General features: G+C 71.2%; 12 protein-coding genes. 8 read left to right on the top strand and 4 right to left on the bottom strand.

Going from position 1 to position 16,636, the window contains the following annotated elements; genetic code table 11:
• Window positions 1-53: 53 nt before the first annotated feature.
• The 8 genes from ABZY45_RS17225 (at window position 54) to ABZY45_RS17190 (ending at window position 9,407) form a co-directional block, all read left to right on the top strand.
• Window positions 54-746 (top strand): hypothetical protein, encoded by a 693-nt coding sequence (locus ABZY45_RS17225; RefSeq protein ID WP_356740752.1) that lies wholly within the window; start codon window positions 54-56, stop codon window positions 744-746.
• Window positions 747-988: 242 nt separating this feature from the next.
• Complete coding sequence (locus ABZY45_RS17220) at window positions 989-2,278, top strand: cytochrome P450 (protein ID WP_356740750.1); 1,290 nt, start codon at window positions 989-991, stop codon at window positions 2,276-2,278.
• Between the two features lie 32 nt (window positions 2,279-2,310).
• Window positions 2,311-3,498, top strand: a complete 1,188-nt coding sequence (locus ABZY45_RS17215; protein ID WP_356741083.1) for a cytochrome P450 — start codon at window positions 2,311-2,313, stop codon at window positions 3,496-3,498.
• Between the two features lie 269 nt (window positions 3,499-3,767).
• Window positions 3,768-4,688, top strand: a complete 921-nt coding sequence (locus ABZY45_RS17210) for an arabinan endo-1,5-alpha-L-arabinosidase (protein WP_356741082.1) — start codon at window positions 3,768-3,770, stop codon at window positions 4,686-4,688.
• Window positions 4,670-6,121, top strand: a complete 1,452-nt coding sequence (locus ABZY45_RS17205) for a family 43 glycosylhydrolase (RefSeq protein WP_356740748.1) — start codon at window positions 4,670-4,672, stop codon at window positions 6,119-6,121. Before ABZY45_RS17210 ends, ABZY45_RS17205 begins: the two co-directional genes overlap by 19 nt.
• Before the next feature lie 94 nt (window positions 6,122-6,215).
• Window positions 6,216-7,010: an ATP-grasp domain-containing protein gene (locus ABZY45_RS17200; RefSeq protein ID WP_356740746.1), complete on the top strand. Its 795-nt coding sequence runs from the start codon at window positions 6,216-6,218 to the stop codon at window positions 7,008-7,010.
• 116 nt (window positions 7,011-7,126) lie between these two features.
• Window positions 7,127-8,212 carry a pectinesterase family protein gene (locus tag ABZY45_RS17195; RefSeq protein ID WP_356740744.1) on the top strand — a complete coding sequence of 362 codons (1,086 nt, stop codon included), beginning with the start codon at window positions 7,127-7,129 and terminating at the stop codon, window positions 8,210-8,212.
• Window positions 8,213-8,399: 187 nt separating this feature from the next.
• Window positions 8,400-9,407, top strand: coding sequence for a LacI family DNA-binding transcriptional regulator (locus ABZY45_RS17190; RefSeq protein ID WP_356740742.1), 1,008 nt, complete (start codon window positions 8,400-8,402; stop codon window positions 9,405-9,407).
• 42 nt (window positions 9,408-9,449) lie between these two features.
• Here ABZY45_RS17190 and ABZY45_RS17185 read toward each other — a convergent pair whose 3' ends face one another.
• From ABZY45_RS17185 to ABZY45_RS17170, 4 genes are read right to left on the bottom strand one after another with little or no spacing between them, the layout of a single operon-like run.
• Window positions 9,450-10,157: a hypothetical protein gene (locus tag ABZY45_RS17185; RefSeq protein ID WP_356740740.1), complete on the bottom strand. Its 708-nt coding sequence runs from the start codon at window positions 10,155-10,157 to the stop codon at window positions 9,450-9,452.
• Window positions 10,158-10,190: 33 nt separating this feature from the next.
• Entirely contained in the window at window positions 10,191-12,410 is a 2,220-nt protein-coding gene (locus ABZY45_RS17180) for a glycoside hydrolase N-terminal domain-containing protein (protein ID WP_356740738.1), read from the bottom strand.
• A complete protein-coding gene (locus tag ABZY45_RS17175) occupies window positions 12,407-14,383 on the bottom strand; it encodes a beta-galactosidase (protein WP_356740736.1) in 1,977 nt (658 codons plus the stop codon). Before ABZY45_RS17175 ends, ABZY45_RS17180 begins: the two co-directional genes overlap by 4 nt.
• A 15-nt stretch (window positions 14,384-14,398) precedes the next feature.
• Entirely contained in the window at window positions 14,399-16,633 is a 2,235-nt protein-coding gene (locus tag ABZY45_RS17170) for a 1,4-beta-glucanase (RefSeq protein WP_356740734.1), read from the bottom strand.
• Window positions 16,634-16,636: the final 3 nt, after the last annotated feature.

Genomic DNA, 16,636 nt, shown 5'->3' with positions numbered 1-16,636 from the left:
CCTCCAAGTATCTTGATTATTGAAATACATTGGATGGTGCGAGGGAGTCCAGAGTGATCTCGTCGGTGTTCGCCGTGCTCGCGATCGCGCAGTTGTGCCTGGCGGTCTCCGCCGCGCGCTACTGGCGTACGGCGCCAGGCCTGTTGGCCGTCGTGCCGGCGGCGGTGTGTGCCGCGCTCGTCTGGGACAACGGCGTGATCGCCCTGGGGGAGTTGGCGGGAGCCGGGCCCCTGCTGGAGGCCCTGAGCGTCCCCCGCTTCGTCGCACACGCGCTCCTGACGCCCCTTCTCGTCCTCTGGTCGTTGTCGGCGGTCGCCCGCGCCGGGCTGCCGTGGGCGCGGCGCAAGGGAGTGCGGGGCGCCGCTGTCGGCCTCACGGTCCTCCTCGTGGTGGCGGGGGTGCTCCACGACATCATCGGCCTGACGCTGCGCACGGAGCGCTGGGCGGACACCCTGCGCTACACGAACGACGCGGCATCTCCGGTGGGCCCGCTGCCTGCCATCGTCACAGGGCTGGTGGTCCTCTTCGCGGGGATCGTGCTGTGGCGGTCCACAGGGTTCGTGTGGCTGGCGGTCACCGCCGCCGTGATGGTGGTGGTCTCCGGGGCGGCCGCGCAGATACCCGTGCTGGGCAACGCCGCGGAAGTCGTCCTGAACGTCGGGCTGTTGCTGACCGTCCGGACGCTGCTGCGCCAGGAGCGGACATCTTCGCCCCCGGCTGTTCGCAGCGGTTCTCGTTCACAGTGACGGAGACGGCCACGTCGACGGCCGACATGGTGAACTCGGGCTCCTGCGGGGACACGCTCAGGCGGTAGACGGTGTCGACGTCCTCGGTGGAGACCTCCGAACGGCCCACCGACGCGTCCGCATGGGCCGCCCCGCGACCGGTCTCGCGATCACTCCCCAAAGCTTCACTCAACCTCCCTATAGTGGGGCCGCGTTGATCGTATGGCCGCAACGCGCGAAGCCGTCTTCCAGGAGTCCGTACGATGACGACCCCCTTCTTATCCGCCGCGTCCGCGTCCGGTGGCAGCTGCCCCGCGCACACAGCCACCGCCCCGGTGCCGCTCAGCGGGCCCGCCTTCCACACCGAACCGCAGTCCCTGTACCGGGACATGCGGCACTCGTACGGACCCGTGGTGCCGGTCGAACTCCCCGGAGGCTTCCCGGCGTGGCTCGTCATCGGCTACCGCGAGCTGCACCAGGTCACCAGCGACGGTGAGCTCTTCCCCAGGGACGTCGGGCTGTGGAACCAGTGGGAGCACATCCCCGAGGACTGGCCGCTGCTCCCCATGGTCGGGCGGCCCATGCCGTCCATCTACTTCACCGCGGGTGCCGAGCACCGGCGGCACTCCGCGCTCGTGGTGCCCGCGCTCGAGGCGGTGGACATGAACGAGATCCGGGGCCACTGCGAGGAGCTGGCCGACCGGCTCGTCGACGGCGTCTGTGCCCGGGGCACGGCAGACCTCGTCGCGGACTTCGCCGAGCCGCTGCCCGTGCTCGTCCTCGCCCGGCTCGTCGGCTTCCCCGACGAGGAGGGCAGGGACATCGCCCGGGTTCTGAAGGACCTGGCCGACGGCGGCCCCGGGGCGCAGGAGGCGTACGGACGCTTCGGTGAGCACATGCGGCACCTGGTGGCGGCGAAGCGGACCGCGCCCGGGGACGACGTCACCTCCCGCATGCTCGCCGACCCGGAGCCCTTCACCGATGAGGAGTACGCCCTCGACCTGATGGCGATCACCGCCGCCGGGCACCTCACCACCGCCGACTGGATCAGCAACTCCCTGCGGCTGATGCTGACCGAGGATGAGTTCGCCGAGTCCCTCGTCGGCGGGCGGCGCAGCGTCGGGGAAGCGATGAACGAGGTGCTCTGGGAAGAGAGCCCGACCCAGATCCTCGCCGGCCGCTGGGCGGTCCGCGACACCCGGCTCGGCGGGCGGGACATCCGCGCCGGGGACATGCTCCTGCTCGGCCTCGGCGCAGCGAACACAGACCCGCTCGTGCGTCAGGAGCTGGGCGTCGGCCGAGCCGGGCGCCACCCGGGCAACGGGGCGCATCTGGCATTCAGCCACGGCGAGTACCGCTGCCCCTTCCCGGCGCAGGAGATCGCGGAGACCATGGCACGTACCGGGATCGAGGTGCTCCTCGACCGGCTGCCCGACCTCGAACTCGCCGTCCCCGCGAAGGACCTCGTACGCCGGCCGTCGGCCTTCCTGCGCGGGATGAACGCGCTGCCCGTCCGGTTCGCCCCCGTACACACGACAGGAGACCCGCTGTGAAGTGCCCGTACGCGACGGTGGTTGTCGACCCCATGGTCCAGGACCTCGACGGTGAGACCGAGAAGCTGCGGAACTCCGTCCCGCTCGCCCGGATCGAGCTGCTCGGGGTCCCCGCCTGGACCGTCACCCGGCACGCCGAAGCCCGCCGGCTGCTCGTCGACCCGCGTCTGGTGAAGGACCTGGACGCGTGGGGACTCTGGCAGAGCGGGGAGGTCACCCACGCCTGGCCGCTGATCGGCATGATCGACGCCGGTCGTTCCATGTTCACCGTGGACGGCGAGGAGCACCGGCGGCTGCGGACGAAGACCTCCCAGGCGCTCACCCCCCGCCGGCTGGAGGCGATCCGGCCGGACATCGAGAAGTTCACCGAGGAGCTCCTGGACGCGCTGGCCGAGCGGGGCAAGGAGGGGGTCGTCGATCTCAAGACGGTGTTCGCCCAGCCCCTCCCGATGAAGGTGGTCGGACTCCTCATGGGGGTGGACGAGGCGCTGCATCCCATGCTGACCCGGCAGTACAAGGCGTTCTTCTCCATGCTCACCCCGCAGGAGGACCGGCTGGCGCTGCTCGCGGAGCTCGACGTCTTCTACGCGGAACTGGTGCGGGAGAAGACCGCGCACCCCACCGACGACCTCACCAGCGGGCTGATCCTCGCCGAGGAGGGCGGGGAGCCCCTCACCGAGGAGGAGGTGGTCGGCAACCTCAAGGCGATGGTGGCGGCGGGGCACGAGACCACGATCGGGCTCATCCTCAACGCGGTCCGCGCGCTGCTCGCGCACCCCGGGCAGCTGCGGATGGTGCTGGACGGGAAGATCCCGTGGGAGACGGTGATCGAGGAGACGCTGCGCTGGGACACACCCACCACCCACCTGCTGATGCGGTTCGCCACCGAGGACATCCAGGTCGGCGATCAGGTGATAGCCAAGGGAAAGGGCGTGGTGATCTCCTACCGGGCCATCGGCCGCGACACCGACCAGCACGGGGACGACGCCGACGCCTTCGACATCACCCGGCCGACGCCGATCCGACACATGACGTTCGGCCACGGCCCCCACATCTGCCCCGGCGCCGCGCTGTCCCGGGTCGAGGCCGGTATCGCGCTGCCCGCGCTGTTCGGACGCTTCCCCGACCTGAAGCTCGCGATCGAGGACGACGAGATCCGCAAGCTGCCGGTGATGACGCAGAACGACATGGAGGCGTTCCCCGTGCTGCTGCACGGCTGAACGGCCACCGAGGTCGGCGAGGGGCGGCTCGTGCACGGCTGAACGGCCCCCGGGAGGGCTGTCCGGGGTTGCCCTTCGCACCCCGGACGACCCCTTGTCCGGGATATCGAACGCCGTCCGATTTTTCGGTGAAACCGTGCGGCGCGCGGCAACCGATACGCGGCCGGCGGCGACTGCGGAATGCACTCCCACCCCCGACCCCCCAAGGAGGTCCCCTCGTGAGCCGCACTCTGAGGAGAACCCTCGCGGTCCTCCCCGCCGCGTTCCTGATGGCCCTCGTGCCGGGCAACGCCTCGGCCTACCCCAACCCCGGTGTCGTCAACGGCGACATCGTCGTCCACGACCCCAGCATGGTCCGTAGCTCGTCCGGCCAGTACCTGCTCTACTCGACCGGCGAAGGCATCCAGCTGCGCACCTCCACCGACCGCACCGCCTTCGGCCGCTCCGGAAACGCCTTCACCACCAAGCCCAGCTGGTGGAAGAACTACTCCTCGGCGTCCGACCCCTGGGCCCCGGACATCTCGTACCGCAACGGCAAGTACCTGATGTACTACGCCGTCTCGTCCTTCGGTTCGAACACGTCGGCCATCGGTCTCGCGGCCTCCACCACAGGCCAGGCCGGCAGCTGGAGCGACTACGGGATCGTCTACACCTCGAACTCGTCGAGCGACTACAACGCCATCGACCCCAACCTGTTCGTGGACGACGACGGCAAGTGGTGGCTCTCCTTCGGCTCCTGGTGGACCGGGATCAAGATGATCCGGATCGACCCGTCGACCGGCAAGCAGTACTCCGGGGACACCGCCCGGCGCTCGCTCGCCTCACGCCCCACCGGCACCAAGGCCGTCGAGGCGCCCTCCATCGTGAAGCGCAACGGCTACTACTACCTGTTCGCCTCGTACGACACCTGCTGCGCCGGCACCAGTTCGACGTACAAGATCAAGGTGGGCAGGGCCACCAGCGTCACCGGTCCCTACAAGGACAAGAACGGCGTCAGCATGCTCAGCAACGGCGGTACGCCCGTCATGGAGTCCCACGGCCGTTACATCGGCCCCGGCGGTCAGTCGGTCCTCGCGGACTCCGACGGCGACCTGCTCGTCTACCACTACTACGACGGCCAGGACAACGGCACCCCGAAGCTCGGCGTCAACCTCCTGAACTGGAGCAGCGGATGGCCCGTCGCCTACTGACCCTGCTGAGCGCCCTGCTGCTGGCGCTCGCCCTCGGGCAGCCGACGTCGGCGTCGGCGGCCGAGGGGCGTCCTTACACCAACCCGGTCAAGGCGCAGAAGGGCGCCGACCCCTGGATCTCGTACCACGACGGCAACTACTACCTGGTGTCGACGAGTTGGACCGACGTCATCACCATGCGGAAGTCGCCCACACTGGCCGGGCTCTCCACCGCTCCGAGCGTGCAGGTGTGGCAGGGCGACGCGGCCTCGCGCTGCTGCAACATCTGGGCGCCCGAACTGCACTACTCGGGCGGTCGCTGGTACCTGTACTACGTGGCCGGGCAGAACATCTCCGACTACAACCCCACACAGCGCGTCCACGTGCTGCAGAGCGCCGGGTCCGACCCGATGGGGCCCTACACGTACAAGAACCAGCTCGGCAGCACCTGGATGCTCGACCCCAGTGTCCTCACACTCAACGGCTCGATGTATCTGCTGGGGAGCGCGAGCGGCGGCGGGACACAGAATCTCGTGATCGCGCCGATGTCGAACCCGTACACGCTCAGCGGCTCCTTCTCGACCATCTCGACGCCCACCTACGACTGGGAGAAGTCGGGTGGCGCGGTCAACGAGGGCGCCGAGGTGCTCCAGCGTGGCGGGAAGACGTTCATCATCTACTCCGCGAGCGGCTGCTGGACGCCCGACTACAAGCTCGGCCGGCTCACCCTGACGGGCTCCAACCCGCTCTCCGCGTCCTCCTGGACGAAGAAGTCCACCCCCGTCTTCCAGCGGAACGACGGCGCCGGCGTCTACGGCCCCGGTCACAACGGCTTCTTCAACTCGCCCGACGGCACGGAGAGCTGGATCGTCTACCACGCCAACGACTCGGCGTCCGACGGCTGTGACAACGGACGCACGGCACGGGCCCAGAAGTTCGGCTGGAACTCCGACGGCACTCCGAACCTGGGCACCCCGGTCGCCCAGGGCACGACACTGGCCGGGCCGTCCGGCGAGACGGCGGCGACCCCTGCCGCGTACACCGTCGTCAGCCGGGCCACCGGGAAGTGCCTGGACGTGAGTGGCGCCTCGACCTCCGACGGGGCGAACGTGCAGCAGTGGACGTGCGACGGCAGCGCGAAGCAGCGGTGGCGCATCGAGGACAGGGGGGACGACACGAGCCGTCTGGTGAACGCCGCGACGGGCAAGGTGCTCGACACGGCGGACTGCTCCGCGGCCGACGGCGCCGATCTGCGTCAGTGGTCGTGGCTCGACAACACCTGCCAGCGCTTCCGCTTCGTCACGACCGAGGCCGGCTGGGTGCGCATCGTCAACCAGGCCACCGGAAAGGTCGCCGACGTGGCGAACTGTTCGGGGGCCGACGGCGCGGACGTACGGCAGTGGACCTGGCTGAACAACACCTGCCAGCAGTGGAAACTCACACCGGTCGGCTGAGGCCTTCCCGGCCCGCCGAGGCCGTCTCCGGCCTCGGCGGGCCGCGGAGGCCGCCGCGAGCTCACGGACCCCGGCGCCCGTAAGCTGCGGCGCCATGGCAGACCTCCTCGCCCTCGCCCCGCACCGCTCCACCACGGCCACCCTCCTCGCGGGTGCGGCGCGCGAGCGCGGCATGGACGTGACCGTCCTGCCGCGCGGCGGCCCCCGGGCCGCGCCGCCGCCGGGCACCCGGGCGTACTACTACGGCGGCCCGCTCTTCGCCGACTCGGCCCTCGGCGGCCTCGGGATCGCCCTCCTCGAACCGGACGGCAGCTGGCTGGACGGTCTGCCGCACGCGTTCACCGGCCGCCGCGTCGGATGCGTCCCGCTCAGCGAGGCCCGGCGTGCACCGGGCCCGCTCTTCGTGAAGCCACCCACCGACAAGAGCTTCCCGGCCGCCGTGTACGCCGACGGCACCCGGCTGAGGCTTCCCGCGAGCCCGCTCGACGACCCCCTCGTCCAGGTCAGCGAAGTGGTCACCTGGGTCAGGGAATTCCGGCTCCATCTGCTGGACGGGGAGATACGCACCGGCTCGCAGTACGCCGTCCACGGCCGGCTGGACGTCGCGCCCCTCGCCGGCCACGGGGACGAGGCCGAGGTGCGCGCGTTCGCCGCACGTCTGATCGAGGGGCACGGGGACTCCCTGCCGAGCGCGGTGGTGCTCGACATCGGCCTGATGCGCGGGAGCGACGCCCCGGGGGAGGGCCGGTGGGCTGTCGTCGAGGGCAACATGGCGTGGTTCAGCAACGTGTACGCCGGCGACCCCGCCCGAGCCCTCGACGTGGTGCTCCGCGCGGCGGGCCCACGGGCCGACATCGGTGAAGGGGACGCGCGATTCCGGCGGGCGTAGACGTCGTGCCCGGTACGCGGGCGTAGCCCTCGTGGCCGGCAACCTTTCGGGCGGCCGTGGCGACTACTGCCAGGAACCCCCACCTCTTCCCCCCTCCCGACCGAACGGATCCCGCCATGGCAGCGAACGGACGACGTACAGAGCTCCGCACCGGACCGCGCAGGGCGCTGACGGCCGGGGTCGCGGCGGTCGTGGCCGTCGCCACCCTCCAGGCGTTCGGGGCGGCCTCCGGAGCGGCGGCGGCCACCACGCTCACCGTCGCCAAGGACGGCAGCGGGCAGTACACCACGGTGCAGGCCGCGGTGAACGCGATCCCCGCGGGCAACACCACGCGGACCGTCGTCTCCATCAAGCCGGGGACCTACCGCGAGCTGGTCAAGATCCCGTCCAGCAAGAAGAACGTCACCCTCCAGGGCAGCGGATCCAGCCGCAAGGACACCGTCATCGTGTACGGCAACGCCGCCGGCACCCAGAAGCCCGACGGCTCCGGGACGTACGGGACGAGCGGCAGCGCGACGGTCGCGGCCGAGGCCGACGGCTTCCAGGCCCGTAACCTCACGATCTCCAACGACTTCGACGAGGGCGCCAACCAGAGCCTGAGCGGACACCAGGCGGTGGCCCTGCGGACGGCGGCGGACAAGGTCGTCCTCGACTCCGTGATCGTCAACGGTGACCAGGACACCCTGCTGCTGGACACCGCGTCCAAGGCAACCCTCGGCCGGGTCTACGTGACCAACTCCTACATCGTCGGCAACGTCGACTTCATCTTCGGCCGCGCCACCGCCGTGATCGACACGTCGGTCATCACGCTGAAGAAGCGGTGGGACGGCAGCTCCGCCGGCTACATCACGGCCCCCAGCACGGCAGCCGACCGCAAGGGCTTCCTCGTCATCGGTTCCACCGTGAACGGTGACGTCTCGGCGTCCTCCTTCCACCTCGGCCGGCCGTGGCACGCGGGAGGTGACGCCGCGCTCGACCCGATGGCCACCTTCCGGAACACCACACTCGGCGCGGCCGTCAAGCCGGCTCCCTGGACGGACATGAGCGGCTTCTCCTGGAAGGACGACCGCTTCGCCGAGTACAGGAACACCGGACCCGGCTCCGGTGCGGCGAGCGGCGACCGGCCGCAGCTCACCGACGCCCAGGCCGCGCAGCAGGAGACCGCCGACTGGCTGGCGGGCTGGACACCTTCGGCGTCCTGAGTCACGGTGTGCAGAGGCAGAAGCAGCGGTCGAAGCGCTTCGACTCCCACTCTGGACAGTCCCTGTGAGCGAGTCTAGGCTCCACGGTGTCTGTGCATGTCAGAGTGCGAAGGGGAGCACAGCAGAGCGCTGTCGAAGCGCTTCACCAGTTCTCCCTTGCGATCACCATCTGTAGGGGAGAAGCCGAATGGTCACGCTTGCCGAGGTCGCCCAGCATGCCGGAGTCTCGGCGAGCACGGTGAGCTACGTCCTCAGCGGGAAGCGGTCGATCTCCGCCTCCACCCGGGAACGGGTGGAACTCAGTATCCAGCAACTGGGCTACCACCCCAACGCCGGAGCGCGCGCCCTCGCCAGCAGCAGGACCAACATCATCGCGCTGATGGTGCCGCTTCGCACCGACATGTACGTGCCCGTGATGATGGAGATCGCCATCGCCGTCGCCACGAGCGCCCGCACCCACGGCTACGACGTCCTGCTGCTCACCGGCGAGGAGGGCCCGGCCGCCGTGCGGCGGATCGCGGGAAGCTCGCTGGCGGACGCGATCATCCTGATGGACGTCGAACTGCACGACGAGCGGCTGCCGTTGCTCCGTGACTCCGGGCGGACGGCGGTCCTCATCGGGCTCCCCGCCGACACCTCCGGGCTCACCTGTGTGGATCTCGACTTCGAGGCCACGGGCGCGCTCTGCGTGGAGCACCTCTCCGGCCTCGGCCACCGCGAGGTCGCCGTCATCGGGGAAGCCGCCGCCGTCTACGAGCGCCACACCGGCTTCGCCGAGCGGACCGTGGACGGCATACGCGCCAAGGCCCAGGACACCGGGACACGGATCCTGCACCGGCCCTGCGAGGGCGGGTACGCGGCCATGGCCGGCACCCTGGCCCGGATCTTCGACGAGCGGCCGGGCACGACCGGGTTCATCGTCCAGAACGAGGCGGCCGTCGAGCCGCTGCTCAACCTCCTCCAGCAGCAGGGGCGCGCCGTGCCGGAGGACGTGTCCGTCGTAGCCGTCTGTCCCGAACAGGTGGCCACCCAGGCATCGGTTCGGCTCACCTCCGTCGCCATCCCGGCACAGGAGATGGGGCGCCGCGCGGTGGAGCAGGTGGTCGCGAAGCTCGCGGGCCGGGGCACGGACGAAGTCGACCTGCTGGAACCGGTTCTGACGGTGCGTGCGAGCACGGGTCCCGCACCGGCCTGAGCGGGCGGGACGGGCCGGGGGCGTCCCCCCGGCCCGCACGGATCAGCTCGACGAGACGTTGAACCCGTTGGTCGTGAAGTTCAGGCCGCCGGACGACGAGGTGATCTCGTAGCCGAACTGGACGTCACCGATGGTCTCGTCGCCCCACCAGCCCTTGGTGTCCTTGATCCACTTCAGGATCGGGAGGATGTTCACGGTCCCGGACGTGGAGTCCGAGGTCCGCAGGAACGAGAAGACCTCGTTGGCCCCGTTGTCACCCTTGTAGACGGTCCACGTGTGGCCGCCGAGGGTCACGTTGCCCTGCGAGGTGCCCAGCGGGCCGACGGCGCCGTTGTAGTTGACCCAGAGCATGACCTCGTAGTCGTAGTCCGTGTCCCAGATGTCGTACGACGTGTTGTAGGCGCCGGAGGACGGGACGGTCACGTTGTAGCCGCTCGTCAGTGACGAGAGTGAGCTCAGCGGCTTGTTGACGATCTTCTTGGCGTTGGGGTACGACTTGATGCCACCGGTGTTCGGGTGGTTCGCCGTCACGCCCCAGTTGCTGGACGAGTTGGCCCAGATGGACTGGCTGCCCGCGCCGGAGCCCCAGATGTTGTTGTAGAGGATGTACCCGTCGGACGTGGTGTAGTTGCCCCACTGTTCGGACGAGGTCCAGATCGCGGCGTGGGCCGGTGCCGCCGCGAAGCCGATGAGGGCGGCCACGGCCGCCGACGGCGCCAGGAGCAGCCTGGTCAGGGTGGATCGTGCCATGGGGTGTTCCTTCCATGTGGGGATGGAGGACTGCTACCGCGCCCCCAGGGTGAGGACGCGGTCCACGCCGGCCGTCAGCTCCAGCGGAGCCGTGGGGTTTCCGGCGGTGGTCTCGGTGAGGGTGAAGCCGTCGCCCGTACGCACGTCGACCCGCGCGTCGCGGGTGGGGCGCAGCACGGCGGTGGCGCCGTCCTCGGACCAGCTGAGGTCCAGGCACGCGCCGAACCGCATCCGTACGCCGCGGAGTTCACCGGCCGGACAGGCCTCCGGGACGGCGGGCAGCAGCACCAGGCGGCCCGGTGCCGACTGGACGAGCGACTCGATCACGGCGGCGGGCAGGGTGTGGGCCGCGTCCGCGTTGTAGACGTTCCGTGAGGGATAGTGCGCGCTCATCAGGGAGTCGTGGAAGAAGTCGCCGCCGAGCACCGCGTCCAGCGCCGCCGCCACCCGGGACGGGTCCCGCAGCCGGGCCGCGATCAGCGCGTGGTGGAGATGACCGTGGGCCGAGTCGTTCTCCGAGCCCCGTAGTTCCAGGGCGCGGTGGGCGGCGGCCGACAGCTCCGGGGTGTCGTACGGATTGATCGAGTCCAGTGGCCACACCGGGTAGAGATGGCTGAGATGGCGGTGGTCGTAGGTCTCGCGCAGACCCGGCCACGCCCACTCGGCGAGCGCCCCGTCCTCGTTCACGAGATAGGCCGGAAGCCGGGCGGCCAGCGCCTTCCAGCGGGCGGCGGACGGGTGGCCGGGCGCGTGCTCGGCGGCCGTCGTCAGGGCGTGACGCGCGGCCGCGATGTCCATCGTGGCGTTCACCGTCACCCAGCTCGCGTTGGCCGGCCGGTTCTCCGGGGAGTAGGACGGGACGACCGCCAGGTTTCCGTCCGGATCCTCGCAGCTGAGGAAGTCCTCGTAGAACAGGGCCACTTCCACCAGCGCGCCGGTCAGTGCGGCGTCCGGGGTTCCCGTCGTCACCTCGGCGTGCTCGAGGAGCGGCTGAAGAAGCCAGTCCGCCCCCGCCGTCCACAGGTGCAGCGGATAGGCGCGCTGGAAGTGCCGGGTGTGGCCCGACTCGCCGTCCGTGTGGGACGGGGCGACGACACCACGGGCCCCGAAGAGCGCCCGGGCGTTGTCCCGCCAGTGGGCCAGTTGCCCGTGCACCAGCGCGGCATGGGCCTCGGTCACCTCCGGGAGCGCCGCAGACGCGGCCGAGGCGATCTGGAGGTTGAGGTTGGCGTTCGTGGTGAACGCCCCGGACCAGGCCGTGTCCCAGTCCCCGGTCCACAGGCCCGTCAGCCTGGGCGGAAGCAGTCCGGACGAGGACAGCAGGTGATAGCGGCCCGCCGCGAAGAGCCGCTCCAGCAGTGCGGGGCTCTTCGGGGTACGCAGCAGCTCACTCCCGGCAAGCTCCCGCTCCGGCGCGGCGTCCCGCAACGCGAAGGAGGCACGCCCGTACGCCGCCCGGTGCAGCGGCCGGTGCCGGTCCAGCAGGGTGGCGTAGTCCTCGCGCGGCAGGGCGGCCCACAACTCCCCGGGTTCGGGGCGGCCCGCCGCCCTGACGACCCGGGTCGTCAGGGTGAGGCCGCGCGCCCCCTCGATCCGGATGCCCTCGCCCGCCACGGAGACCCGGCCACCGTCGACCTGGACCACGGTGACGCCCGTGTAACCGAGCCCGCTGCCCGGGTAGCCCACCCGCAGGGCCAGGTGCGCCCCGTCCGGGGTCAGCACGGTGGAGCGGCCGACCGCCAGCCGCGCCGGAGCACCGGGAAGCGCGTGGTCCAGGGTGACGTCGGCGGTCAGTCCGGGATCGGTGACATGCTGCACCACCACGTCATCCGCCCGCGACACGAAGACGTGGCTGCGCCACGCCTCGTACGAGGCCGTCACCTCGCCCGTGGTGAAGTCGACCTCGCGGCGGTAGCCGGCGACCGCCTCGTGCAGCCCGCGGCCACGGCGGACACGGGTCAGGAACGCCGGGTGGAAAGGCTGCACCCACACCAGCGGGCGCCCCCCGCCGAAGTTCTCGGCGGCCGTCGTGTCGCCGGACAGGAGCGCGTCCTGGAGCCGGCCGAGCCCGTCGGCCAGCGCGGGCGGCGCGAGGTTCTCGCTGCCGTTGGGCCGCACCAGGCTGTGGTGGTTGACGATCACCCGGTCGTCGCCCGGATCGCCGTACACCATCGCCCCGTGACGGCCGTTGCCACTGAGGAAGGCGTCCTCCCAGCGGGTGGCGGGGCCGGGCTCCCACGTGCCGTCGATCATGCCGGGACGTCTCCGAGCACGGCCACGCCGTAGCGGCCCAGCTCCACACTGCCGTCCGTCTCCGTGCCCGTCAGCAGGTCGAGGCGGCGCCCCGGCAGCTTCACCTCCGCGGGGGAGCGGCCGTGGTTCAGGAGGAAGAGGAGTCCACCGCGCCGTACGGCCTCCACCTCGGCGGGCAGCCCCTCCAGCACCGGGCGCACGCCCGCTCCCGCCGCCGCCCGGCCGAGCAGGTCGCGCAGGGCGCCGGGCTCCGGGAGGGTGGACACATACGTGGCGGTGCCCTTGCGGAGCACCGCGGGAAGCCCGTCCAGCTCGCCGCCCCGGTAGGCGCACACCGTCTCGGCCGAGCCGTCGGGCTCCAGCTCCTCCGACCACAGGGTGCCGCGCAGACCGTCGCACTCCACCGTGGCGCCCGCGTCCAGGGGCCACCACTCGTGCACCGTACGGATGCCGAACAGCTCCCGCAGCCGGCTGTCCATGCCGCCCGGCCTCACCCGGCCGTCCATGTCCGCGACACCGGTGAAGAACCCGCACACGAGGGTCCCTCCGTCCCGGACGTACGCGACGAGGTTGTCGACGGCGGCGTCGCTCAGGAGGTAGAGCTGCGGCACGAGCACCATGCGGTAGCCGCTCAGGTCCGCCTCGGGCCGGGCGAATCCGGTGGCGATGCCCCCCTCCCACAGTCCCCTGTGCCAGGCCCGCACCAGTTCCGTGTACGCGACGAGCGAGGACGGGCGGTCCTGCTGGGTGGAACCCCACCAGGCGTCCCAGTCGTGGAGCACGGCGACCTCGGCGGTCACCTCGGTGCCGCTCACCTCTGCGCCGATCAGCGCCAGTTCGGCGCCGATCCGCTTGACCTCACCGAACGTACGGCCGTGTTCGCCGGCGTGGCTCAGCATGGCGGAGTGGAACTTCTCCGACCCCTGCCGGGACTGGCGCCACTGGAAGTAGCAGACGGCGTCCGCGCCCCTGGCCACGGCCTGGATCGACCAGAGCCGGTTCAGGCCCGCGGGCTTGGGGTGGTTGACCTCACGCCAGTTGACCGAGCCCGCGGCCTGCTCCATCACCATCCAGGGCCCGCGCGCCTGCGAGCGGGTCATGTCGGCGAGCATCGCGTTGTACTGGCCGCCCAGCGGGTCCTTCGGGTCCGGGTAGATGTCGACGGAGACGACGTCCTCGCGCTCCGCCCAGGCCCAGGCGTCCTGGCCCTCCCAGAGCGGCATGAAGTTGGTCGTCACGGGGATGTGCGGGGTGTGCCGGGCGACGATGTCCCGCTCGGCGGAGTAGCACTCCAGCAGGGCGTCGGAGGTGAAGCGCCTGAAGTCCAGCTCGTGCGCGGGGTTGCGCAGGTACTGGACGCGGCGCGGCGGCAGGACCTCCGCCCAGGTGTCGTAGCGCTGGCTCCAGAAGGCCGTGCCCCACGCCTTGTTGAGTGCGGCGACCGTGCCGTGCCGGGCGGCCAGCCAGCGGCGGAAGTGGGCCGCCGTCTCGTCGCACCAGCAGTGCGTGCAGTACTCGTTGTTGATGTGCCACATGGTCAGCGCCGGGTGGTTCGCGTACCGCGCCGCGAGGTCCTCGGTGAGGGCGGCGGCGTAGCGGCGGTAGACCGGTGAGCTCGGGCAGAAGTGCTGCCGCGAGCCGTAGTTGACGACCGCACCCTCCTCGGTGCGCGGCAGCGTCTCCGGGTGCAGCGCGCCCATCCACGGCGGGGGAGAGGAGGTCGGGGTCGCCAGGACGACCCCGATGCCACCCGCGTGCATCAGGTCCATGAGCCGGTCCAGCCAGCCGAACTCCCGTGCTCCTGGGCGTGGTTCGATCATCGCCCAGGAGAAGACCCCGAGGGTGACGGAGTTGACCCCGGCCTCCTTCATCAGCCGTACGTCGTCGGCCCACACCTCCTCGGGCCACTGCTCGGGGTTGTAGTCGCCTCCGAAGAGGACGCGGCCACGGGTGGCGTCGTGCAGGGACGGCATGGACGTCTCGTTCCTCTACTTCGGGTCTGCGTACTGGATGCCACGGCCGTTCGTGCCCAGATAGACACGGCCGTGAACGCGGGGGTCGCCGGTGATGACCTCACCGGTCCACCCCCACTGGTGGGAGTCGTCGTTGATGCGGACCCAGGTCGCGCCCGCGTCGTCGGAGCGCAGCACCGCCACGCCCTCGTACGTCGCGGAGACGCGCCCGGTCTGGAAGACGGCCGGATAGCCGGCCCCGCCCTTGCGCGGGGCCGCCTTCCCGAAGCCCAGGGCATAGGAACCCTGGCAGCCGGCCACCGGTGCGAAGGTGAGTCCGCCGTCCTTCGAGCGCAGCAGACCGTTGTCCTTGGCGGACAGCCACAGGTCCCCGGTCCGTCCCGGCGCCGCCGCGATGCGGAACTGCGCGTCCCCGGACGGCAGTCCGGTGGCCCCCTCGACAAAGGTCGCGCCCTTGTCGGTGGAGCGGAAGACCGTCCCGGTGTCCGTGTCGTACACGTAGAAACGGGCGGGATCGAGGGGGTCGGCGACCGGAGTGCCACCCTTGGGGAAGGAGGTCACCTCGGCCCAGGTCGCGCCGCCGTCGGTGGAGCGGTGCGCCGGGTACTTGGTGCCGTCCCAGTGGACGAACGACCACAGGAGCGTCGCTCCGTCGGCCGAGACCGCCACGGGCCCGGGGGCCGAGGACGCCATCGCCGGCTGCGAGGCGAACGGCTGCCAGGTCGCCCCGCCGTCGCGCGAGTACGCTCCCGCCGAGTCCGAGCCCGAGGGCCATCCGGTCCGCACGACGTACGACGGCTCGAGCGTGGCAAGGGCGAGCCCGGTGGCCGTGCCGAATACCGGGTTCGACGCCATCCCGCGCGACGGGGAGGCGGTCAGCGAGTCGTGGTACATGACCCCGATGTCCCCCAGGCCGCTGAGCAGCCGGGCTCCGGACGGGGGCGCGATCAGCTGGCGTACGGACGACTCCTCCAGGCCCCGTATCTCCGGGGCCCAGTGCACGAGGTCACGCGTCCCGAAGACGGTGGCGCCGGTGCCGTAGACGATGTGCCGCGAGTCGTGCGGGTCGACGGCCAGGGCCTGGATCCACCAGCCGAACTTCGGCTCACCGCCCCACTTCAGATAGGGGGTCTCGGCGACGTCGAGCACCGCCGTGTCCTTGAGGGAGGTCCAGGTCTCCCCGCCGTCCGTCGAACGGAACAGCGTGTCCACCGGCCCCCAGCGGTTGTTCGTCGAGACGACGACCGTGCCGGGGCGGGACGCGTCCACGGCCACCCCGCCGTAGCCGAACGCGTCACCGGCAGCCGGGACGGCCGGGGTCACGTCGGTCCAGGCGCCCGTCACCGTGTCGAGGCGGTGCACCGAGCCGTCGCCCTGGTTGTTCGGCCCCGGCCCGTCCGCGTACGTCACGTACAGCGCACGGCCGCGCGCGTCGTACGCCGCACGGACCGGCACCTTCGTCGAGGCGCCGGCGGACGGCCTGCCGGGAACCTCCTCCCAGCCGCCGGCGACGTGGCGGTAGAGGTTCGTGCCGCCGTCGCCCCAGCCCGCGTACACCGTGCGGCCCACGGCCACCAGCAGGGTGACGCCCTGCCCGCTCGCCGACGCGGCCGCCGGGAAGGAGGTGTCCGGCGACCACGTGGCGCCCCGGTCGGTGGAGCGCAGCAGCCCGTCGTGGCGGGTCCCGAGCCAGAGCGTCTCGCTGTCCCGGGGATCGACCAGGAGCCGCTCTCCGCAGCCCCGCCCGTCCTCGTTGGCCCCGAGACGCACGGTGAGATCCGTACGCTTCCAGGTCGCGCCCCGGTCCTCGGACCTGAGGACCGCGCCCGGGGAGGCGTACGCCTGTGTGTAGGTGCCCAGGGCCAGGTACAGCCGGTCGGGGTGCGCCGGGTCGACGGCCATCGCCTCGACCCCCATCAGGTTCCAGTCGTCCCAGCCGAGGTGGTCGATGAGCGCCGTCCACCGGGACCCGCGGTCGTCCCAGCGGTAGGCGCCGCCGATGTCCGTACGGGCGTAGGCGAGACCGCGCACGGCGGGGTGGAACATCAGGCCCGTCACGAAGCCCGTCCCGCCGATCGCCGCGGTGCGCCAGCGGTGTGGCCGGCTCTTGTGGTCCTTCGGGGAGGCGGAGGCCCCTCCCGCCGCGGGCAGCACCGCGGCCGAGGCAGCGACCACCGCCGCACCGGCCAGGACGGTCCGGCGCCGGGGGCGCGGGCCGGGTTCGGGCTGCGGGACGGACGAAGCGCGCATGAC

The organism is Streptomyces sp. NPDC006516 (assembly GCF_040611875.1).
Classification (GTDB): domain Bacteria; phylum Actinomycetota; class Actinomycetes; order Streptomycetales; family Streptomycetaceae; genus Streptomyces.
This window is presented reverse-complemented; position numbering and strand designations above follow the sequence as displayed.